The following is a 21,200-nucleotide window of genomic DNA, read 5'->3' as shown; positions in this document are numbered from 1 at the left end:
GCCCGGCACGACGTCGGGCCGGACGCGGTCGCGCTGGCCGCGGTGCTGACCGTGCCGTGGGCGGACACCGTGCTGCTCGGCCCGGCCGGACCGGCGCAGCTGCGCAGCAACCTCGCGGCGCTGACCGTGCGCGGGGCGGCGAGCCTGCCGTACCTGGCCGTCGAGCCGGCGGAGTACTGGGCGGCTCGAGCTGCCCTGGCCTGGTCCTGAACCCTTGCCCCCGTAGGCTTGACGACATGCGTCGGATCATGGGCACCGAGGTGGAGTACGGCATCGCCGTTCCCGGGGATGCCACCGCCAACCCCGTCCTGACCTCCACACAGGTCGTACTTGCCTACGCCGCCGCGGCGGACATCCCGCGCGCGCGGCGGGCTCGCTGGGACTACGAGGTCGAGTCGCCGCTGCGCGACGCGCGCGGGTTCGACCTCGGCGCGCCGGGCATGCCGCCCGCCGACCCGGAGGTCGAGGACCTGGGCGCGGCAAACGTCATCCTCACCAACGGCGCCCGCCTCTACGTCGACCACGCCCACCCCGAGTACTCCGCGCCCGAGGTCACCAACGCCCGCGACGCCGTCATCTGGGACAAGGCCGGCGAGCGAATCATGGAGGAGGCCGCCATGCGCGCGGCCACCGTGCCCGGCCAGCCCCGCCTGCAGCTCTACAAGAACAACGTCGACGGCAAGGGCGCGAGCTACGGCACCCACGAGAACTACCTGATGGCCCGCAGCACCCCGTTCACCGCGGTGATCGCCGGCCTCACCCCGTTCTTCGTGTCCCGCCAGGTCGTCTGCGGGTCCGGGCGGGTCGGTGTCGGCGCGGCCGGCGAGGAGGCCGGCTTCCAGCTGTCCCAGCGGGCCGACTACATCGAGGTCGAGGTCGGCCTGGAGACCACGCTCAAGCGCGGCATCATCAACACCCGCGACGAGCCGCACGCCGACGCCGACAAGTACCGCCGCCTGCACGTCATCATCGGCGACGCGAACCTGGCCGAGACGTCCACCTACCTCAAGGTCGGCACCACCGCGATGGTCCTCGACATGATCGAGAGCGGGCTGCGCTTCGACCACCTGAAGATGGCCGACCCGGTCCGCGCGGTGCACACGCTCAGCCACGACCCGAGCCTGAAGGCGACCATCGAGCTGGCCAACGGGAAGAAGTTCACCGGCCTGGACGTCCAGCGCGCCTACCACGAGCTCATCTCCGAGAACCTGGACCGCGTCGAGCAGGACGCCGTCGCGATGAACGTGCTCAGCACCTGGGGCGACATCCTCGACACGCTGGCCCGCGACCCGATGGAGTGCGCCGACCGGCTCGACTGGCCGGCGAAGCTGCGGCTGCTGGAGGCCTACCGCGCCCGCGACGGCCTCGGCTGGTCCGCACCCCGGCTGCAGCTGGTCGACCTGCAGTACTCAGACGTCCGGATGGCCAACGGCCTCTACAACCGGCTGGTCACCCGCGGCTCGATGAAGCGCCTGGTCACCGAGGAGGAGGTGACCGAGGCGATCACCACGCCGCCGATGGACACCCGGGCCTACTTCCGCGGCCGCTGCCTCGAGCGCTACCCGAACGCGATCGCCGCCGCCTCGTGGGACTCGGTGATCTTCGACCTGGGCCGCGAGTCGCTCGTCCGGATCCCGACGCTGGAGCCGCTGCGGGGCACGAAGGCGCACGTGGGCGAGCTCATCGAGGCCTCGCGGACCGCCGAGGAGTTGGTCGACGCGCTCACCGGCGGGTCCCGCCGCTGACCCGGGTCGACCCGCCGGGACCGGCGCGTTCACCGACGGCGATCACGATCTTCGCTCGGATGGTCCGCGACTATGTCGGTCCCGGTCGGTAGCCTGGTAGGCAGACGATCCAGATCCGGAGGCGGACACATGGCCCAGGAGCAGACGCAACGGCAAGGCGGCGGTGACGGCGACGACGATGTCGACGGCGCCGCTCCGGCCGGCCAGGAGCGCAGGGAGAAGCTCGGCGAGGATGTCGACACGATCCTTGACGAGATCGACGACGTTCTCGAGGAGAACGCCGAGGACTTCGTCCGCGCGTACGTCCAAAAGGGTGGCGAGTAAGTTCTTCCCAACACCCGTTGGCTCGTGACCAGGAACGAAAGCAGGCATGGAACACATCCCGTCTCGCGCCATGCCCGGCGCATCACTCCCGGCTGCCTACCTGACGGCCGAGACGTCCTCGTTCACCGACTTCCTCCGGGTGCAGGCACCCCACCTGCTGCCCGGAGGCCAACGCGGGTGGCACGGGGACGACCCGGTCCAGGCGCGCCGGAGCGTGTCGGAGCTGAGCCCGGCGCCGCCGCACGGCACGACGGTCGTCGCCATCAGCTTCGACGGCGGCGTGCTGATCGCGGGTGACCGCCGGGCGACCTCGGGCAACCTCATCTCCCAGCGCGACATGGAGAAGGTGTTCGTCACCGACGACTACTCGGCCGTGGGCATCGCCGGCACCGCGGGCCTCGCGATCGACATGGTCCGGCTCTACACGCTCGAGCTGTCCCACTACGAGAAGATCGAGGGCGTCTCGCTGTCGCTGGAGGGCAAGGCCAACAAGCTGGCCACGCTGGTCCGCGGCAACCTCGACGTGGCCATGGCCGGCCTCGCGGTGCTGCCCATGTTCATCGGCTTCGACCTGGGCGCGGACAACCCTGCGAACGTCGGCCGGATCATCTCCTACGACGTGGTCGGCGGCCGCTACGAGGAGCGGGCCGGTTTCCACTCGGTCGGCTCCGGTTCGCTGTTCGCCCGCTCGGCGCTCAAGAAGCTCTACGACCCGGGCAGCGACGTGCACGCCGCCATCCGGCAGGCCGTGGAGGCGCTGTACGACGCGGCTGACGACGACTCCGCCACCGGCGGCCCGGACCTGGCCCGCAAGATCTACCCGAGCGTCATCACGATCACCGGAGCCGAGGGCGCGGTGCACGTGTCCGACGAGGAGGCCGCCACGGTGGCCGAGGCGGTCGTGACCGAACGATCCAGTCAGCCGCGCGGCTGACGAACCACAGATCCACGAGACGACGCTGAGGAGCCACCGCCGTGACCATGCCGCTGTACGCCTCGCCCGAGCAGTTGATGCGGGACCGCTCGGAGTACGCCCGCAAGGGCATCGCGCGGGGCCGTAGCGTGGTCGCGCTCAAATACTCGGGCGGCGTGCTGTTCGTCGCAGAGAACCCGTCGACCACGCTGCACAAGGTGTCGGAGATCTACGACAACATCGGGTTCGCGGCCGCGGGGCGCTACAGCGAGTACGAGAGCCTGCGCCGCGGCGGCATCCGGCACGTCGACCTGTGGGGCTACGCCAACGATCCGCGTGACGTGTCGGCCCGGCAGCTTGCCAACGTATACGCGCAGACGCTCGCCTCGATCTTCACCGACCAGCTCAAGCCGTTCGAGGTGGAGATCTGCGTGGCCGAGGTGGGCGCCGCGCCGGAGTCCGACCAGCTCTACCGGCTGACCTACGACGGCTCGATCGTCGACGAGCCGCAGTACCTGGTGATGGGCGGGCAGACCGAGCCGATCGTCAACACGATGAAGGACTCCTACGAGGACGGCATGTCGCTGCAGGACGCGGTGGCCTTCGCGATGCGTGCCCTTTCCTCGGGCACCACCTCGGGCAACGCGGCCAGCTCGTCGTCTGGCAACAGCGACAACGGCCAGGGCGGCATCGGCAAGGTCGAGGTCGCGGTGCTAGAGCGGTCCCGCCGGCGACGTGCCTTCCGCCGCATCGAGGGCGCCGCGCTCGCCGCTGTGCTGCCGGCCGGCGCCGAGCCCGGGGAGAAGTCCGACGGCGAGAAGGGCGACGCAGAGCCCAACGGCGACTCGAACGGCGGTTCGGACAAGGACTGATCCCGTTCAGCGGCCATTCGCGCCGATGACGCGTTCATCTCACCTCGGAGCGGCCCGACCACGTTCGGGCCTCCAGCGCCTAGGCTAAGAGGATGCAGCGGCGGATCTTCGGTATCGAGACCGAGTTCGGCGTGACCTGTACGTTTCACGGGCAGCGAAGGCTGAGCCCGGACGAGGTCGCCCGGTACCTGTTTCGGCGTGTGGTGTCCTGGGGTCGGTCCTCGAACGTCTTCCTGCGCAACGGTTCGCGCCTCTACCTGGACGTCGGCTCCCACCCGGAGTACGCCACCGCGGAGTGCGACGACCTCGTCCAGTTGGTCACCCACGACAAGGCCGGCGAGCGGATCCTCGAGGACCTGCTGGTCGACGCGGAGCGCCGGCTCGCCGACGAGGGCATCGGCGGCGACATCTTCCTGTTCAAGAACAACACCGACTCGGCGGGCAACTCCTACGGCTGCCACGAGAACTACCTCGTCACCCGAGCGGGGGAGTTCTCCCGGATCGCCGACGTGCTGCTGCCGTTCCTGGTCACCCGCCAGCTGATCTGCGGCGCCGGCAAGGTCCTGCAGACCCCGCGCGGCGCCGTGTACTGCCTGTCCCAGCGTGCCGAGCACATCTGGGAGGGCGTCTCCTCGGCGACCACCCGGTCCCGGCCGATCATCAACACCCGCGACGAGCCGCACGCCGACGCCGAGCGCTACCGGCGCCTGCACGTCATCGTCGGCGACTCGAACATGGCCGAGGCGACCACCCTGCTGAAGGTGGGCAGCGCCAACCTCGTCCTGGAGATGATCGAGGACGGCGTCCAGTTCCGCGACTTCAGCCTGGACAACCCGATCCGCGCGATCCGCGAGATCAGCCACGACCTGACCGGCCGGCGCCTGGTCCGGCTGGCCGGCGGGCGCGAGGCGTCGGCGCTGGACATCCAGCGCGAGTACTACTCCCGCGCGGTCGAGCACGTCGCGAAGCGGTCGCCAGACCCGATCGCCGACCGCGTCATCGAGCTGTGGGGCCGCACGCTGGACGCGGTGGAGCGGCAGGACCTGTCGGTCATCGACCGCGAGATCGACTGGGCCATCAAGCATCGGCTCGTCGAGCGCTATCGGGCCAAGCACGGGATGGAGCTGTCCAGCCCGCGGATCGCCCAGCTGGACCTGGCCTACCACGACATCCGCCGTGGCCGCGGCATCTTCGACCTCCTGCAGCGCAAGGACCTGGTGGCGCGGGTGACCGAGGACGGCGAGATCGAGGCCGCCAAGGACACGCCGCCGCAGACCACCCGGGCGAAGTTGCGCGGCGACTTCATCGCCGCGGCCCAGCAGGCGGGCCGCGACTTCACCGTCGACTGGGTGCACCTCAAGCTCAACGACCAGGCCCAGCGCACCGTGCTGTGCAAGGACCCGTTCCGCGCGGTCGACGAGCGGGTGGAACGCCTGATCGCCTCGCTCTGAGCCGGCGAGCACGAACGAAACACCGCCCCGGTGCCGAGGCACCGGGGCGGCGTCTTCTCTCACGAGCGCGTCAGACGCGGGCGAGCTCCGGCTCGGGCTCGCTCTCTTCCTTCAGGCCGACCCGGCCGTGCACCCGCCGCAGGAACGGCGGCGACCACCACGCGGCCCGGCCCAGCGCCCGCATGCTGACCGGCACCAGCACGCCGCGGATCAGCGTCGCGTCGATGAGGATCGCGAGCCCTGAGCCGATGCCGAACATCTGGATGAAGCTGACTCCGCTCGTCCCGAAGGCCAGCAGGCTGACGGCCAGCAGCACCGCGGCCATCGTGATCAGCCGGCCGGTCCGGGACAGCCCGCGCGTGACCGCCTCGCGCGCCGGGGCGCCCAGGTCGTGCATCTCCTTGATGCGACTGAGGACGAACACCTCGTAGTCCATCGACAGCCCGAACACGATGCAGAACAGCAGCACCAACATGCTCGTGTCGAGCGGCAGCGGCGTGAAGCCCAGCCACGACGACAGCCAGCCCTCCTGGAAGATCATCACCATCAGGCCGAGCGTGGCGGACAGGCCGAGCACGTTGAACAACAGCGACCGCAGCGGCTGTAGCAGGCTGCCGGTGAACAGGAACAGCAGCAGGAACGTGCTGATCGCGATGAGCCCGCCGGCCAGGGGCAGCCGGTCCGCGATCGCGGCCTTGCTGTCGACCAGCTGCGCGGCCTCGCCGCCGACCAGGACGTCCGTCCCGCCGGTCGGCACGTCGCGGACGGTCGCCACGAGGTCCTGGCCGGCCGTCGAGTGGGCGTCGTAGTCGGTCAGCATGGTGAGCCGCTGCTCGCCGGACCGGGCCGCCATCGCCGGGTTGCCGGGACCGGCCGCCCGCCCGTCGGCGAACGTGCCGGAGCTGGTGGTCACGGACTCGACGCCGGGCACCGACGACAGGCGCGAGGCGTAGTCCGTGACGTCCGCCGGCCCGCGAGTGACCAGCTGCAGCGCCTTGCTGTCGTCGGTCGGGAAGTCCGCCCGCAGCACGTCGCCGACGACCCGGGTCTCCGAGGCGGTCGTCAGCACCCGGTCGTCCGGCGTGCCGAACTCCACGCGCAGCAGCGGGATCGCGGCGATCGCAAGCATGATGACCACTGGCGCGCCGGCCAGCACCGGGCGGCGCATCGCGAAGCCGGCGATCCGGCCCCACACCGCCGACACCGAGCTGGGCGTGCGCTTGACCCACGGCAGCCGCAGCGAGTTGACCTTCGGCCCGAGCACCGTGAGCAGTGCCGGCAGGACCACGATCGCGCCGATCATCGCCACGAGGACCACGCCGACGCCGGCGTAGGCGAACGACCGCAGGAAGTACAGCGGGAACACCAGCAGCGCGGCGAGTGCGACCGCCACCGTCAGGGCGCTGAACATGATCGTGCGGCCGGCCGTCTCGACCGTGCGGACCACCGCGTCGTGTGTGTCGCGTCCGCCGGCGAGCTCCTCGCGGAACCGGTTGACCATCAGCAGCGCGTAGTCGATCGCGAGGCCGAGGCCGAGTGCGGTGGTCAGGTTGATCGCGAACACCGAGACGTCGGTGAGCGAGCCGAGGATCGACAGCACGGCGAACGTGCCGAGCACCGCGATCGCGCCGATCGCGAGCGGCAGCAGTGCGGCGACGACGCTACCGAAGACGATCACCAGCAACACCAGGATGATCGGCACCGCGATCGCCTCGGCGAGCGCGAGGTCGCTGCCGACCTGCTCGCCGATGTCCGGGCCGATCGCCTCGGGACCGCCGATCCGGACGTCGAGCGGTCCGTCGGTCGACCCGTAGGTCTCGCGCAGCTCCGCGACGTCGACGTCGTCCCCGGCGAACTTGGCGACCGCGATCGCGTGCTTGTCGTCGGCCGACTTCATCGGCGGGGCCTGGGTCGTGAAGTAGGAGGTGACATCGGCCAGCGCGGCATCGGCCGAGAGCCGGTCGGTGAGCTCGGTGGCCGCGGCCCGGACGGCCGGGTCGTCCACCGTGCCGGTGGCCGCGGTCATCAGGATGACCACGTCGTTGCCGCCGCCGAAGTTCGAGTTGAGAAGTTCTTGTGCCTGGCTGGACTCGGCGGCTGGGTCCTCGAACCCGCCGGCGGTCTGCAGCTTGCCGAACGCGGTGAAACCCAACGCGCCGGCTCCGACCATCAACAGCACGGTGATCGCGAGGACCGCGCGTGCGTGGGAGGCGGTGAACCGGCCGATGCGACCGAACATGAGAGCTCCTGCGGAGGCGAATGTGTACATCCGTAAACTTGACGGCTGTTAACTTGCCATCGATGTTGGCTGGTGTCAACATCGATCTCATGGGTTTCTCAGGTTCGGCCAAGCGCGCGTACCACCACGGCGACCTCCGCAACGCGCTGATCGCCGCGGCGGCGGAGCTCGCGGCGCAGGGCGGACCCAGCTCGGTGTCGATCCGCGCGGCGGCCCGCCTGGTGGGCGTCACCCCGACCGCCGCGTACCGACACTTCACGGGCCAGGAGGAGCTGCTGGGGGCGGCAAAGGACAGCGCGCTGGACGAGCTGGCGGCGGCGATGCACAAGGAGCTGTCCGCGCGCCCGCAGTCCGACGACCCGGTGCGCTACGCGCTGGGCAGCCTTTCCGCGCTGGGACGTGGCTACATCGCCTTCGCGAAGGCGCAGCCGGGCCTGTTCCGCACGGTGTTCTCGTGGGAGGGCCCGGTGCGCGACCTGAACCAGATCCGCGAGAACGACCCGTTCGGCATGCTGCTCGAGTCGCTGGACGAGCTGGTCGCCGTCGGCTACCTCAGCGTGGAGCGGCGCCCGTTGGCGGAGGTGGCGGCCTGGGCGGTGGTGCACGGCCTGTCGATGCTGCTCGACGGCCCGCTGCGCGACATGCCGGCGGAGGTCCGCGAGGAGGCCGTGGTGAAGGCGATGCTGGTCCTGGGCCACGGCCTGGCCGGCAACGGCCTCACTGCGGAGCAGGAGACCCTGCTCGCCGACGAGATGCGAATGGCGGCCCGCTAGCTCGCGGTCGTCTCGCGGGAGTGCAGGTCCCGGACCGTGGGCGAGAGGCGGACGGTCTGCGGGTCGGGGTGGGTGCCCAGGACGCGGTCCGCGGTGCCGGACGTGGTCACGGTGAACCAGTAGTGCTCGTTCTTGTAGTGGTGCAGCCGGTGGTTGCGCCAGACCGCCCGGTACAGCTTGGTGCGCGGCCGGTAGTCGCTGTGGATGAGGTAGTGCGTCCACTCGTAGCCGAGGCCCAGCGCGGCGGCCGTCAGGAGGAAGGTCAGCCCCTGGCCGAGCCGGGGGAAGGCCAGCAGCGCGATCGCGGTCGTCGCCGGCAGCAGCCACAGCTGGACCTGCCACGGGATGAACACCAAGGGCGCGTCCCGCGGGTCGGCGTGGTGCGCGCGGTGCTTGCGGGACAGCAGCGGGTCGATCGTGACGCGGCCGACCCGGCGCGGCCGCCAGTGCAGCACGCACACGTGCACCGCCCACTCGAAGAACGGGAACACGGCGAGCATGGCCACCGGCGTGAGCGCGTCGCTCGTTCGCCAGTCGCCGGTGAGCAGGCGGGCCGTCAGCGTGGCGGCCATGAGTGCGGCGAGCATCCACGGCGACGGGTGCCGCCAGAACGCCCGGGCCGCGCCGGCCAGGCTGGTCGAGCGGCGGCGGGAGCCGGTGATGGCGGCCTCGTCCGCGCGGACCCGGGCCCGCGCGCGTGCGTCGACGTCCTCGGTCATTCCTGTTCCTCCAACTTCCGGATCACCGTCAGCAGACCGTCGGTGCCGGCGCCGAGCAGGTTCTCGGCGAGGCGCCGTGCCCGCGCCGCGTCGCCGGCCGTGATGGCCGCGGTCAGCGCGCGATAGACCTCGACGCGGGTGACCTCGGCGTCCAGCACCGGGCCGAGCACCTCGATGGCCGGCTCGTACGCGGCGCGCAGGCTGTTGAACATCAGCCGGAACGCGATCGAGTCGGCGCCGTCGACGACCTGGTCCCAGAACGCCAGCGCCTGCCGCTGCCGGCCGACGGCGTCGGGCGCGGCCTCGAGCGCGTCGACGATGTCCCGCAGCGGGATCTCGAGCCGCGTGCCGGCCCGTTCGGCGGCGAGCTCGGCGACCTTCGGACCCACCAGCAGCCGCGCCTCGAGGATGCTGCGGGCCACGGACAGATCCAGCTCGCCCCGAGGAGACAGCAGCCGGGGGAGCAGGTCGAGGCTCGCGTGCCGGCGGTAGTCGCGGACCGTGGTCGTGTCGCCCTGGCGTACCTCGACGAGCCCCGCCGCGGCCACCCGCTGTAGCGCCTCGCGCACCGCGGGCCGGGACACGCCGAGTACCTCGGCGAGCCGGCGCTCGCTGGGCAGCGCGTCGCCGGGCGCGAACTCCCCGGTCACCACGTCCGCGAGGATCTGCTCGAAGACCGCGTCCGGCACGGACCGGCGGGCGACGGGTTGTAGGGCCATGCGAGACACCATGCCGTGCAGAAGGCCGGACGGTCAAGTGGTCAGACCAACTCGACGACCTGCCCGATCGGGGGAACGCCGAGCGAACGGACCGTTCGCACGAATCGCCGGGCGCGTTGGGAGGACTGAGGTGTGTCAGTCGGGCTAGAGTTCGAAACGTGTCCGTCGCACGCGCCGAACGTCTCGTCAACCTGGTGCTGTGTCTGCTGTCCACCCGCCAGTACCTGACCGCCGAACACATCCGGACCCTCGTGGCCGGTTACTCGGACGCGCCCACGCAAGAGGCGTTCTACCGGATGTTCGAGCGGGACAAGGCGGAGCTGCGCGAGCTCGGCGTGCCGCTGGAGGTGGGCCGGAACTGGTCCTTCGACACGGTCGACGGCTACCGGATCGCCCGGCGCGACTACGAGCTCGGCGACATCGACCTGGAACCCGACGAGGCGGCCGCGGTCGCGCTGGCCGTGCGGCTGTGGGACTCGCCCGAGCTGACTGGCGCCGCGGCCGGCGCGCTGCTCAAGCTCCGGGCCGCCGGAGTGGACGTCGACCAGGGCGTGCCCGCGGTCGTCGAACCGAAGGTGCGCACCACCGAGCCGGCGTTCGGGCCGCTGCTCGCCGCCGTGCAGTCCGGCCGGGCGGTCGGCTTCGACTACCGCCGGCCCAGCCCCGCCGAGCTGCGCCGGCGCACGCTCGAGCCGTGGGGCGTGGTGTCCTGGCGCGGCCGCTGGTACGTGGTCGGGCACGACCGGGACCGGGACGCGCCGCGCTGCTTCCGGCTGTCCCGCATCGTCGGCGAGGTCGAGGTGTTCGGCCGGTCCGGGGTGGTGCAGCGGCCCCCGGACGTCGACCTGCTGGACTTCATCACGCGCGCCAGCGACGAGCCGCCGGACACGTCGACCGTGCGGCTGTGGCTGGCGAAGAACAGGGCGGCGGGACTGCGCCGCCGGGCCAAGATCGTGGACGAGCAGACGATCGACGGCGTCGCCGGCGACGTGGTCGAGCTGGAGGTGTTGTACACCGACTCGTCGGCCAGCTGGATAGCCGGCTACGGCGAGGACGCCGTGGTCCTCGAGCCGGAGGTGCTGCGCAAGTCGGTGCACGAGCGGCTGCTCGCGGTCGTGGGCGGCAAGCAGGGGGAGTGAGTGAGTACATCGCAGGACCGGCTGCCTCGGCTGCTGGCGCTGGTGCCCTACCTGATCGCGCGGCCGGGCATCAGGGTCGACGAGGCCGCCGCCGACTTCGGCGTGACCGCCAAGCAGCTCCGCAAGGATCTGGAGCTGCTGTGGATGTGCGGGCTGCCGGGCTACGGCCCGGGTGACCTGATCGACCTGTCCTTCGAGGGCGACACGATCTCGGTCAACTTCGACGCGGGCATGAACCGGCCGCTGCGGCTCACCGGCGCCGAGGCCACCGCGCTGCTGGTCGCGCTGCGCACGCTGCTGGAGGCGCCCGGCGTGGCCGACGCGGACGCGGTACGCCGCGCGGTCGCCAAGATCGAGGCCGCGGCCGGACAGGCGCAGCCGGTCGGGGTGGCCGTCGGGCTCGGCGTGCGCGAGGGCAAGAACACCGCCTTGGCGCGGCAGGTCGTGCAGGGCGCGCTCAAGGCCGGGCGGGCGCTGCGGATGACCTACTACACCGCGTCGAAGGACGAGATCACCGAGCGCACGGTCGACCCGATGCGGATGCTGATCGTCGAGGGGCGCAGCTACCTCGAGGCGTGGTGCCGGCGGGCCGAGGCGGTTCGGCTGTTCCGGCTGGACCGCATCGACGAGGTCGCCGAGCTCGACGAGCCCGGCGCGCCGCCGCCCTACGCCGAGCAGACCGACACCACCGCCGGCCTGTTCCGGGAGCGCCCGGACCAGGAGGTGGCCCAGCTGGTGCTGGAGCCGGACGCGCGCTGGGTGTCGGAGTACTACCCGGTGGAGAAGCTGACCGAACTGGACGGCGGTCGGCTCCGAATAAGGATGCGTTATGCCGACCTGTCGTGGATGGTCCGGCTGCTGTTGGGCCTCGGTGGTGACGTCACCGTCGAGGAACCGGCGGAGCTGGCCGTGGGTCTGCGGGAACGAGCAAGGCGAGCGTTGTCACGGGCCGGACAGCTCTCGGTAACCCCGTGATCGCGGGGCTGCCGGGTGCCGTCGACCCCACCGGGACCACATGCCCACTACGGTAGGAAACGTGATGTCGTACCTGCCGACCTGGATCGTGGTCGTCGTGGGGTTGGGGCTGCTCGTGCTGGTGCTCGTTCGGGCACTGCACGGCGTGCGCCGGTTCAACGCGACGGCCGCGGTGGCGGGAGCCCGGATCGAGGACCGGACGGGCACGCTGCGGGCACGGACCGCCGCCTTGCGGGTAGCGATGAAGGAGACCCGCGCGCGGGTGAAGCATGCCCCGGCTGCCGTACCATCGAGGCGCCGGGGGAGACAGGAGGATGACCGTGGGTAACTTGGGTGTACCCGAGCTGTTGATCATCGCTGGTGTGATCATCCTGCTCTTCGGAGCACGGAAGCTGCCGGAGATGGCGCGCTCGCTGGGCAAGTCCGCCAAGGCCTTCAAGGAAGAGACCAAGGGCATGCGCGGCGAGGACAAGGACGCCGAGAAGCCCGAGGCGCCGCCGGCCCAGCCGGTCGTGCAGCAGCAGCTGCCGGAGGCTCAGCCGCCGACGCCGGCTCCGACGTCGGCACCGAACACCGCGCAGACCAACGGAGCCCAGCCGGTCGAGCAGCAGAACAAGAACGCCAGCTGAGAGAACGGTTCCTAGACGGTGGCGCGCAAATCGCTCCGCCGGGACGATGGCCGCCGGGAGCAGAAGAAACTTCGCAGCCGCCGGCACAATCCCGACGGCACAATGTCCCTACGGGATCACCTGTACGAGCTGCGGCACCGGCTCGGTCTGGCGCTGTTGGCCCTGCTGGTCGGCTGCATCGCCGGGTTCCTGTGGTTCCAGTGGCGGATCGGTCCGGTCTCGTCGCTCGGCGACCTGCTCACCGCCCCATACTGCGCGCTGCCCGCCGGCGTCCGCTTCGAGCCCATCCCGGGCAAGTGTCAGCTGCTCCAGACCCAGCCGTTCGAGGCGTTCCTCATCCAGTTCAAGGTGGGCCTCGCCGCGGGCGCGGTGCTGACCAGCCCGTTCTGGCTGTACCAGATCTGGGCCTTCATCACCCCGGGCCTGTACACGAACGAGAAGAAGTTCACCCGCATCTTCGTGGTGCTGGCCTCGATCCTGTTCGCCGCGGGCGCCGTGCTGGCCTACTTCGTGGTGCCCAAGGGCCTGCAGGTGCTGGTCAGCTTCGGTGGTGACACGTTCATCACGGCGCTGGCCGCGAACGACTACATCTCGTTCGTCCTGGTGATGCTGCTGATCTTCGGTGTCAGCTTCGAGCTGCCGCTGCTGATCACGATGCTGAACCGGATCGGCATGCTGCCCTACCGCAACCTCAAGAAGTGGCGACGGGGGATCATCTTCGGCCTGTTCGTCTTCGCCGCGGTCGCCACCCCGGGCACCGACCCGATCGGCATGCTCTCGCTCTCCGTCGCGATGACCGTGCTGTTCGAGGTCGCCGTGCAGATCGCCCGCGTCCACGACCGCAAGAAGGACCGGGAGGCGGTCGCCGAGGGCTGGGGTGACCCGGAGGACTACGACCTCAAGCCCGAGGACGTGCCGGACCGGCCCAAGAAGTCGGAGTCGCCCGCCGGCTTCGACGACGTGACCTGACGGGACGCCGCTGCACATGAGGGCCGCCATGGTGGTACACCCGGCGTCCGGCCTCGGCCGGGCGGGCCGGATCGCGGACACGGTCGCCGACCGGTTGCGCGGCGCGGTCGACGACCTGGTCACGGTCGCGGCGAGCACGGTCGAGGAGTCGCGCCGGCTGATGGAGCAGGCGCACGGCGCGAAGCTGGACGTGCTGGTCGTCGTCGGCGGTGACGGGTCGGCTCACCAGGGCGTGCAGTTCTGCGCGGACACCGGCGTCGCGCTCGGCGTCGTTCCCGCCGGCACCGGCAACGACCTCGCCCGCACGCTCGGTGCGCCGAAGGACCCGCTGGCGGCGACCGACGCGCTCGTCGCGGCTCTCAAGGCCGGCGAGCGAACCCGGATGGACCTCGGCCGGGTGAGCGGCGGCCCGTGGTTCGCCGGCGTGCTGTGCGCCGGGTTCGACTCCGCGGTCAACGAGCGGGCCAACCGGATGCGCTGGCCCTCCGGCCCACGGCGCTACGACCTGGCGATCCTCGCCGAGCTGGCCCGGCTGCGGCCGGGACCGCTCACGGTCGTCGAGGACGGCACCCGGGCCGAGCACGAGGCCACCCAGATCGCGATCGGCAACATCCCGCACTACGGCGGCGGCATCCCGATCTGCCCCGACGCCGACCCGACCGACGGGCAGTTCGACATCACGCTGGTCGGCCGCGCCAGCCGGCTCGACATGGTCAAGATGCTGCCGGGGCTGCGCACCGGCAACCATGTGCACAACCCGATCGTCAGCTGCTCGCGGGCCCGGCAGGTTCGTCTCGGCGAGGCCAACGGCTGGGTCGCCTACGCCGACGGCGAACGGATCGGACCGCTCCCGGTCGAGGTCAGCTGCGTGCCCGACGCTCTCACGGTGGTCGGGTCGACCACGTGAGCACCGGCGAGGTGTGACAGTCTTGGAGGTGTGGCCAGCAGCCCATCTCCGTCTCCGGCCCAGGCCTACGCGGCGGCGCGGCGCCGGTCCAGCCATCCCAAGCTGACCGAGTTCGTCGAGCAGCTGCCATTCGAGCTCGACCCCTTCCAGGACCAGGCGTGCGCCGCGCTGGAGGACGGGCACGGCGTGCTGGTGTGCGCGCCGACCGGGGCCGGCAAGACCGTCGTGGGCGAGTTCGCCGTGCACCTCGCACTCGCCGAGGGCCGCAAGTGCTTCTACACCACGCCGATCAAGGCGCTGTCGAACCAGAAGCACGCCGATTTCGTCGAGCGGTACGGCTCGAAGTCGGTCGGCCTGCTCACCGGCGACTCGTCGGTCAACGGCAACGCGCCGATCGTCGTGATGACCACCGAGGTGCTGCGCAACATGCTCTACGCGGGTTCCTCGACGCTCGACGGCCTCGGCTACGTGGTGATGGACGAGGTGCACTACCTCGCCGACCGGTTCCGCGGCGCGGTGTGGGAGGAGGTGATCCTGCACCTGCCGGACTGGGTGCGGTTGATTAGCCTGTCCGCCACCGTCAGCAACGCGGAGGAGTTCGGCGACTGGCTCGTCGAGGTCCGCGGCGACACGACCGTCGTGGTCGACGAGCACCGGCCGGTGCCGCTGTGGCAGCACATGATGGTGTCCGGGCGGATGCTGGACCTGTTCGCCGGCGAGGACGTCGAGGGCGACCCGAAGATCAACCCGGAGTTGTTGCGCCGCACCGAGAACGCGACGCGTGAACAGGTGCCGTGGCGCGGCCCGCGCACCCGCGGTCGGCGGCCTCCGCCGCGCGGCCCGGGGTTCCGGCCGCCGTCGCGGGTCGACGTCGTCTCCCGGCTCGACGGCGCGGGGTTGCTGCCGGCCATCGTGTTCGTGTTCAGCCGGGTCGGCTGCGACGCCGCGATGGGCCAGTGCGTCCGCGCCGGCCTGCGGATGAACACCGAGGCCGAGGTCGCCGAGATCCGTCGCGTCATCGACGCGCGCACCAAGGACCTCGCCGACGCCGACCTGCGGGTGCTGGGCTTCTGGGAGTGGCGGGAGGCGCTGGAGCGCGGGTTCGCGAGCCACCACGCCGGGCTGCTGCCGGCGTTCAAGGAGACCGTCGAGGAGCTGTTCGTCCGCGGCCTGGTGAAGGTCGTGTTCGCGACCGAGACGCTGGCGCTGGGCATCAACATGCCGGCCCGCACGGTCGTGCTGGAGCGGCTGGTCAAGTACAACGGCGAGGCGCACGTCGAGCTGACGGCGGGGGAGTACACGCAGCTCACCGGCCGGGCCGGGCGGCGCGGCATCGACATCGAGGGGCACGCGGTCGTCGTCTGGGGCCCTGGTGTGGACCCGAAGGCGGTGGCGGGCCTCGCGTCGACGCGGACCTACCCGCTGCGTTCGTCGTTCCGGCCCGCCTACAACATGGCCGTCAACCTCGTCGCCCGGCTCGGCGCGCAGGCCGCCCGCGAGCTGCTGGAGCAGTCGTTCGCGCAGTTCCAGGCCGACCGCTCGGTGGTCGGGCTCGCCCGCCGGATCGAGCGAAACCGCGAGGCGCTCGAGGGTTACCAGGAGCCGATGACCTGCCATCTCGGCGACTTCGCGGAGTACATGGAGCTGCGGGCGAAGCTGTCGGAGCGGGAGAGGTCCTTGTCCCGCAAGAACGCCTCGGCTCGGCGGGCCGAGGCGGCGCGGTCGCTGGAGGCGCTGCGCAGGGGTGACGTGATCGCCGTGCCGTCCGGACGCCGGGCGGGGCTCGCGATCGTCGTCGACCCCGGCCTGGACCCGATGGGTGAGCCGCGGCCGCTGGTGGTCACCGAGGACCGGTGGTCCGGCCGGCTGTCGGTGGCCGACTTCCCGGCGCCGGTCGAGGCGCTCGGCCGGGTAAAGCTGCCCAAGCAGGTCGACCTGCGCTCGCCGCGCTCGCGCCGGGACCTGGCGTCGACGCTGCGCAACACCGGGATCGAGGCGCCGGGCCGCAACCGGCGCCGGGCCACCGAAACCGGCGAGGACGGGGAGTTGGCGGCGCTGCGCCGGGCGCTGCGCGCGCATCCCTGTCAGGGCTGCACGGACCGTGAGGTGCACGCACGCTGGGCGGAGCGGCATCGCCGGCTGCGGACGGAGACCCAGCAGCTGGAGCAGAAGGTCGCGGCCACCACGCACTCGCTCGCTCGCGGCTTCGACCGGATCCGCGCGCTGCTGACCGAGCGCGGCTACCTCGACCGTGAGGATGGCATCACGGACGACGGCCGGCGGCTGGCCCGGCTCTACAGCGAGTCGGACCTGCTCGCCGCCGAGTGCCTGCGCCAGGGCGTGTGGGACTCGCTCGGCGCGCCCGAGCTGGCCGCGGTGGTGTCCGCGCTGGTGTTCGAGGCGCGCCGGGACGGGCCGAGCGAGCCGCGGGTGCCGGCCGGGGCGGTGACCGACGCGCTGGCCGAGACGGCGCGGCAGTGGGCGTCGCTGGAGGCCGACGAGCGGCGGCACAAGCTGGAGCGCACCCGCCAGCCGGACGCGGGGTTCGCGTGGACGGTGTACCGCTGGGCGCGCGGTGAGTCGCTGGAGCGGGTCATGACCGCCGCGGAGTCCGCGGGTGCGGAGATCTCCGCGGGCGACTTCGTGCGATGGTGCCGGCAGGTGATCGACTTGCTCGACCAGCTACGCGACGTGATGGGCCGCGCCCATCCCGTGGGCGCCGCGGCGGACGAGGCGGTGCGCGGCATGCGCCGCGGCGTCGTCGCACTTGGCACCGCATGACGCCGGTGGCAGGACCATCGGCCAGACGGCTGGAATCGCGTGGCGGAGCACACGGGATGCGCACCGGCCGATATATGGTTTGATCGCGCCCAGACCAGAGCCGACTTGCGGAGGCGAACGATGAGCAGCCCCTACGGGCCTCCCGGTGGGAACGACCCCCAGCAGCAGTGGGGACAGCAGCCCTACGGCGGCGGTCCGACCCCGGGCACGCCGTCCGGGGGGTTCCCCGCGCAGCCTCCGCAGGGCTATGGGCAGCAACCGCCTTACGGGCAGCCGGATCCGTCGCAGCAGCCCTACGGCGGCTACGGGCAGCAGCAGTACCCCTACGGGCAGCAGCCGCAGCAGCCCTACGGCGCTTACGGGCAGCAGCCGGGTTACCCGGGCCAGTCGCCGTACGGTCCGCCCCCGCGCAAGGGCGGCGGCGCGTGGATCTGGGTCGTGGTCGTGGTGGTCGTGCTCGCGGCGGGCGTGTTCGGCGTGCTGGGCTTCGTGACGCCGGGCTTCCTGACGAAGAAGGTCTTCGACGAGGGCGCGCTCGAGGGCGACAACGGCGTGCGGAAGATCCTCGTGGAGAACTACAACGAGCCCGCAGAGGACATCGAGGGTGTCGACTGTCCGGCCGACCAGGAAGTCAAGCAGGGCAACACTTTCGACTGCAAGGTGACCATCCGCGGCGAGGAGCGGACGGTCAAGATCACCGTCGTCAACGAGGACGGGCAGTACGAGGTCTCCACGCCGGCAGGCAAGTAGCGCCGACGGTCACCGAAACCGTCACCGAGACCGTCGAAGCGGCGCCGGCCGAGGTCGACACGGGCAGGCTGGTGTTCGACGAGGTGGTGCTCGAGGGTGCCAATGGTGTGCGGAAGATCCTGGTGGAGAACTACAACGAGCCCGCCGAGGACATCTGGTCCGTCGACTGCCCTGCGGACCAGGAGGTCAAGCAGGGCAGCACCTTCGACTGCAAGGTGACCATTCGCGGCGAGGAGCAGACGGTCAGGATCACCGTCGTCAACGAGGACGGGCAGTACGAGGTCTCCACGCCGGCAGGCAAGTAGCCCCCGGGCGCCGGCGTCCGGCCCGTCGGCCGGTAGGCTCGATCCGGACATTTCCGGGTGTCGAAGGGGTGCGTGTGCGTCGACTGGTCGTGGGAATCGTTGCGGTACCGATGTTTCTGCTCGCCGGGTGCGGGGAGGACGTGCCGGACATCAACGTCGACGTGGAGCTGCCCTCGCCGGACGCGCTCAACGAGCAGCTCCTCGAGGGCGCCGACGGCGTGAAGCAGGTCCTGGAGCGCGAGTACCAGCTCACCGACATCGGCAACGTGGACTGCCCGGCCGAGCTCGCGCTCGAGTTCGACTGCGCGGTGACGGTCGCGGGGGAGCAGAAGACCGTCACGGTCAGCGTGCTCAACGAGAACGGCGAGTTCGAGGTCAGCCCCCCGAAGTAGCGCGGTAATCGGTCGCCGACTCGCGGTCGGACGAGGCATGATCTGCTGGTGACCGACACCCTGACGCGGGCCACCGCGTTCGAGTTCCGCACGCTCGACGACGACGAGCTGCGGGTGGCTAGCGACGTCTTCCGCGAGGCGATGCACGACGAGCCGCTGAACGACGAGAAGTGGGCCACGATGCGGAGGGTCTACGAGCCCGGCCGCGCCCTCGGCGCCTTCGCCGGCACGACCCTGATCGGCACCGCCGCCTCACTGTCGTCCGGCCTGACCGTCCCCGGCGGCGCGATCCTGCCGATGGCCGGTGTCACCGCGGTCGGCGTGCGGACCGACCACCGCCGCCGCGGGGCGCTCACCGGGCTGATGCGGCGCCAGCTCGCCGAGTTCGCCGCCGCCGGCGAGGTGTTCGCCGCGCTGCACGCCGCCGAGACGACGATCTACGGCCGCTACGGCTACGGCCTGGCCACCCGCGTGCGCACTCTGCGCATCCGCTCGCCCCGCGCCGGCCTGCGCCCCGAGGTGCCCACCGCCGGCACCGTCCGGCTGATCACCATGGACGAGGCGATGTCGCTGCTGCCGGCGGTGTACGAGCGGCTGCGGACCCGGCCCGGGATGATGGGCCGCTCGCCCGCCTGGTGGGTCCTCGGCTACGAGAACCGCATGACGCACGGGCACTTCCGCGCCGCCGCGCACTACGACGAGCACGGTGAGATCGACGGGTTCGTCGGCTACCGGCCGGGCCCGTTCCCGTCCGACGACCCGCGCGTCGGTGCCTCGATCGCCGTGCTCGACTTCGTCGCGGCGAACCAGGGCGTGGAGAACGACCTGTGGCGCTTCCTGCTCGACATCGACCTCGTCGAGGAGGTGACCGTCTACTCCCGACCGGTGGACGACCCGCTCGAGGCGATGCTGGTCGACTTCTTCGCGATCCGCAGCGAGCGCGACGACGAGCTGTGGCTGCGGATCGTCGACGTGCCCCGCGCGCTCGCCGCCCGCGCGTACGGGTCGGCGGACCAGGTGGTGATCGAGGTCGCGGATCCGTTGCTGCCGGCCAACTCCGGCCGCTACCTGATCAGTCCACACGGGACGGAACGGACGTCCGCGCCGGCCGCGCTCACGATGGATGTCGAGACCCTGGCGATGATCTACCTCGGCGAGTGGCGGCCGTCGAAGCTCGCCGAGGTCGGCCGGCTCACCGCGCACGACCCGACCGCGCTCGCCTCCGCCGACCACCTGTTCGCGACGGACCGCCCGTCCTGGTGCGGCAGTCTGTTCTGACCCGCGCGCTAGGCGTGCGCCGCCGGGAGGGCGGCGAGCAGGCGGTCCACCGACGTGCTGAGGTCCCACTTCTCCTGCAGCGCCCGCACTCGGTCGAGGTCGCGCGGTTCGGTCGGTACGGCGTCGGGCCGGTCGATCACCACCGCGGCGTCCGTCGCCACGCGGACCACCACTGGCGCCGCCGCGACGTACTTCGCGGCGTCCGTGAGCGCCTCCTTCACCCGCAGCGGCACCATCTTGTCGCCCGCGGCCGCCGCGGCGAGCAGGCCCTCCAGCGAGCCGAACCGGGTGATCAGCTTCGCCGCGGTCTTCTCGCCGACGCCGGCCACGCCGGGCAGCCCGTCGGACGGGTCGCCGCGCAGCAGGGCCATGTCGGCGTAGGCCGGGCCGCTGTTGGCCGGCGGCAGGTCGTAGCGCGCGGCGAGCTCGCGCGGCCCGAGGACCTCGGCCTTCGCCCAGCCGCGCCCGACGTAGACGATCGACACCGGCGTCGGCTCGTCGCGCACGACCTGGAACAGGTCCCGGTCGCCCGAGATGACCTCCACCGGGTCGGTCGCCTCGCGGTGCGCGAGCGTGCCGATCACGTCGTCGGCCTCGTAGCCGTCGGCCTCGGCGGTGGCGATCCCGACCGCGTCGAGCAGGTCGAGGATGATCGGGATCTGCGGCGTCAGCGTGTCGGGCACCTCCTCGATGTTGTTCTTCGGATCGGCCACGCGGTGCGCCTTGTACGAGGGCAGTGCCTGTACCCGGAACGCCGGGCGCCAGTCCGCGTCCAGGCAGGCCACCAGCCGGGACGGCTTCCGCTCGGCGAGGATGCGGGCGATCATGTCGGCGAACCCGCGGACGGCGTTGATCGGCGTACCGTCCGGGGCGGTCATCGCATCGGGCAGCGACCGAACGGTCGCGAAGTAGGCGCGGAAGTACAGGCTGGCCGAGTCCAGCAGCGCAAGGTGACCACTCACGGCCGCCAGCCTGCCATGCCCGCGGGAGAAGGCAGAATCGACACGTGCGGATCACTTTGCTCGGTCCGGTGGAAGTCCAGGCCGACGACGGGGCGCCGGTGGAGATCACCGGTGCGCGGCTGCGCACGCTGCTGATCCTGCTGGCGCTGGATCCAGGGCGGGTCGTCACCACCGCGCGGCTCATCGACGGCGTCTGGGGCACCGAGCCGCCGGCCGAGGCCACCAACGCGCTGCAGGCGCTGGTGTCCCGGCTGCGTCGCGTCCTGCCCGAGCCGGTGGTCGAGTCGACCCCGGCCGGCTACCGGCTGGCCGTCCCGCCCGAGGCCGTCGACCTGCACCGCTTCGAGCGGCTCGCCGC

Annotated in this window: 22 protein-coding genes and 1 pseudogene; 19 read left to right on the top strand and 4 right to left on the bottom strand. The window is 71.4% G+C overall.

Annotated features, from left to right (window positions below):
- The 6 genes and pseudogenes from ACRDSK_RS18805 to pafA form a co-directional block, all read left to right on the top strand.
- Positions 1 to 210, top strand: a pseudogene (locus tag ACRDSK_RS18805) (aldo/keto reductase); the annotation flags it as partial.
- Between the two features lie 26 nt (positions 211 to 236).
- Positions 237 to 1,745 carry a depupylase/deamidase Dop gene (gene dop / locus ACRDSK_RS18800; protein WP_431442384.1) on the top strand — a complete coding sequence of 503 codons (1,509 nt, stop codon included), beginning with the start codon at positions 237 to 239 and terminating at the stop codon, positions 1,743 to 1,745.
- Between the two features lie 129 nt (positions 1,746 to 1,874).
- The gene (locus ACRDSK_RS18795) at positions 1,875 to 2,069 is read left to right on the top strand and encodes a ubiquitin-like protein Pup (protein WP_378054289.1); all 195 of its coding nucleotides are present in this window, start codon (positions 1,875 to 1,877) and stop codon (positions 2,067 to 2,069) included.
- Positions 2,070 to 2,115: 46 nt separating this feature from the next.
- Positions 2,116 to 3,003 (top strand): proteasome subunit beta, encoded by an 888-nt coding sequence (gene prcB, locus ACRDSK_RS18790; RefSeq protein ID WP_431442383.1) that lies wholly within the window; start codon positions 2,116 to 2,118, stop codon positions 3,001 to 3,003.
- A 41-nt stretch (positions 3,004 to 3,044) separates the two neighbouring features.
- Entirely contained in the window at positions 3,045 to 3,854 is an 810-nt protein-coding gene (prcA, locus tag ACRDSK_RS18785) for a proteasome subunit alpha (RefSeq protein ID WP_431442382.1), read from the top strand.
- Between the two features lie 92 nt (positions 3,855 to 3,946).
- Positions 3,947 to 5,305 carry a Pup--protein ligase gene (pafA, locus tag ACRDSK_RS18780; RefSeq protein WP_431442381.1) on the top strand — a complete coding sequence of 453 codons (1,359 nt, stop codon included), beginning with the start codon at positions 3,947 to 3,949 and terminating at the stop codon, positions 5,303 to 5,305.
- Positions 5,306 to 5,375: 70 nt separating this feature from the next.
- Here pafA and ACRDSK_RS18775 read toward each other — a convergent pair whose 3' ends face one another.
- Complete coding sequence (locus ACRDSK_RS18775) at positions 5,376 to 7,544, bottom strand: MMPL family transporter (RefSeq protein WP_431442380.1); 2,169 nt, start codon at positions 7,542 to 7,544, stop codon at positions 5,376 to 5,378.
- 89 nt (positions 7,545 to 7,633) lie between these two features.
- Between ACRDSK_RS18775 and ACRDSK_RS18770 the strand changes: the two genes are divergently transcribed.
- Positions 7,634 to 8,317 carry a TetR/AcrR family transcriptional regulator gene (locus tag ACRDSK_RS18770; protein ID WP_431442379.1) on the top strand — a complete coding sequence of 228 codons (684 nt, stop codon included), beginning with the start codon at positions 7,634 to 7,636 and terminating at the stop codon, positions 8,315 to 8,317.
- On the opposite strand, the gene ACRDSK_RS18765 is transcribed toward ACRDSK_RS18770, so the two are convergent.
- Both ACRDSK_RS18765 and ACRDSK_RS18760 read right to left on the bottom strand, forming a co-directional pair.
- Complete coding sequence (locus ACRDSK_RS18765; protein ID WP_431442378.1) at positions 8,314 to 9,036, bottom strand: sterol desaturase family protein; 723 nt, start codon at positions 9,034 to 9,036, stop codon at positions 8,314 to 8,316. The two genes, ACRDSK_RS18770 and ACRDSK_RS18765, sit on opposite strands and share 4 nt — an antisense overlap.
- On the bottom strand, positions 9,033 to 9,755 hold the full coding sequence (locus tag ACRDSK_RS18760) for a FadR/GntR family transcriptional regulator (protein WP_431442377.1): 723 nt from the start codon (positions 9,753 to 9,755) through the stop codon (positions 9,033 to 9,035). The genes ACRDSK_RS18765 and ACRDSK_RS18760 overlap by 4 nt, the downstream gene beginning before the upstream one ends.
- Positions 9,756 to 9,913: 158 nt before the next feature.
- On the opposite strand from ACRDSK_RS18760, the gene ACRDSK_RS18755 reads away from it, so the two are divergent.
- The 11 genes from ACRDSK_RS18755 to ACRDSK_RS18705 all read left to right on the top strand — a co-directional run bounded on the left by ACRDSK_RS18755 (position 9,914) and on the right by ACRDSK_RS18705 (position 19,880).
- The gene (locus tag ACRDSK_RS18755) at positions 9,914 to 10,894 is read left to right on the top strand and encodes a helix-turn-helix transcriptional regulator (RefSeq protein WP_431442375.1); all 981 of its coding nucleotides are present in this window, start codon (positions 9,914 to 9,916) and stop codon (positions 10,892 to 10,894) included.
- Positions 10,895 to 11,869: a helix-turn-helix transcriptional regulator gene (locus tag ACRDSK_RS18750; protein WP_431442374.1), complete on the top strand. Its 975-nt coding sequence runs from the start codon at positions 10,895 to 10,897 to the stop codon at positions 11,867 to 11,869.
- A gap of 64 nt (positions 11,870 to 11,933) precedes the next feature.
- Positions 11,934 to 12,197, top strand: a complete 264-nt coding sequence (locus tag ACRDSK_RS18745) for a bacteriophage holin (RefSeq protein WP_431442386.1) — start codon at positions 11,934 to 11,936, stop codon at positions 12,195 to 12,197.
- Between the two features lies 1 nt (position 12,198).
- Positions 12,199 to 12,498, top strand: coding sequence for a Sec-independent protein translocase subunit TatA (tatA, locus tag ACRDSK_RS18740; RefSeq protein ID WP_431442385.1), 300 nt, complete (start codon positions 12,199 to 12,201; stop codon positions 12,496 to 12,498).
- Between the two features lie 102 nt (positions 12,499 to 12,600).
- Positions 12,601 to 13,467, top strand: coding sequence for a twin-arginine translocase subunit TatC (tatC, locus tag ACRDSK_RS18735; RefSeq protein WP_431442373.1), 867 nt, complete (start codon positions 12,601 to 12,603; stop codon positions 13,465 to 13,467).
- 16 nt (positions 13,468 to 13,483) lie between these two features.
- Complete coding sequence (locus ACRDSK_RS18730; RefSeq protein WP_431442372.1) at positions 13,484 to 14,374, top strand: diacylglycerol/lipid kinase family protein; 891 nt, start codon at positions 13,484 to 13,486, stop codon at positions 14,372 to 14,374.
- 30 nt (positions 14,375 to 14,404) lie between these two features.
- On the top strand, positions 14,405 to 17,155 hold the full coding sequence (locus tag ACRDSK_RS18725) for a DEAD/DEAH box helicase (protein WP_431442370.1): 2,751 nt from the start codon (positions 14,405 to 14,407) through the stop codon (positions 17,153 to 17,155).
- A 120-nt stretch (positions 17,156 to 17,275) separates the two neighbouring features.
- Positions 17,276 to 17,905 (top strand): DUF4333 domain-containing protein, encoded by a 630-nt coding sequence (locus ACRDSK_RS18720; RefSeq protein ID WP_431442369.1) that lies wholly within the window; start codon positions 17,276 to 17,278, stop codon positions 17,903 to 17,905.
- 71 nt (positions 17,906 to 17,976) lie between these two features.
- Entirely contained in the window at positions 17,977 to 18,210 is a 234-nt protein-coding gene (locus ACRDSK_RS18715) for a DUF4333 domain-containing protein (protein WP_431442367.1), read from the top strand.
- A 110-nt stretch (positions 18,211 to 18,320) separates the two neighbouring features.
- Positions 18,321 to 18,602, top strand: a complete 282-nt coding sequence (locus ACRDSK_RS18710; RefSeq protein WP_431442366.1) for a DUF4333 domain-containing protein — start codon at positions 18,321 to 18,323, stop codon at positions 18,600 to 18,602.
- Between the two features lie 48 nt (positions 18,603 to 18,650).
- Positions 18,651 to 19,880, top strand: a complete 1,230-nt coding sequence (locus tag ACRDSK_RS18705; protein ID WP_431442365.1) for a GNAT family N-acetyltransferase — start codon at positions 18,651 to 18,653, stop codon at positions 19,878 to 19,880.
- 8 nt (positions 19,881 to 19,888) lie between these two features.
- Here ACRDSK_RS18705 and ACRDSK_RS18700 read toward each other — a convergent pair whose 3' ends face one another.
- A complete protein-coding gene (locus ACRDSK_RS18700) occupies positions 19,889 to 20,842 on the bottom strand; it encodes a 5'-3' exonuclease (RefSeq protein ID WP_431442363.1) in 954 nt (317 codons plus the stop codon).
- A gap of 44 nt (positions 20,843 to 20,886) precedes the next feature.
- Here ACRDSK_RS18700 and ACRDSK_RS18695 point away from each other — a divergent pair.
- Positions 20,887 to 21,200: AfsR/SARP family transcriptional regulator (locus ACRDSK_RS18695; protein WP_431442362.1), on the top strand; the 314-nt coding region annotated here is incomplete at its 3' end.

It is taken from the genome of Actinophytocola sp., from assembly GCF_050699915.1.
Taxonomy (GTDB): Bacteria; Actinomycetota; Actinomycetes; order Mycobacteriales; family Pseudonocardiaceae; genus Actinophytocola.
The sequence above is the reverse complement of the archived record's forward strand: the minus strand, read 5'-3'. Positions and strand labels throughout refer to the sequence as shown.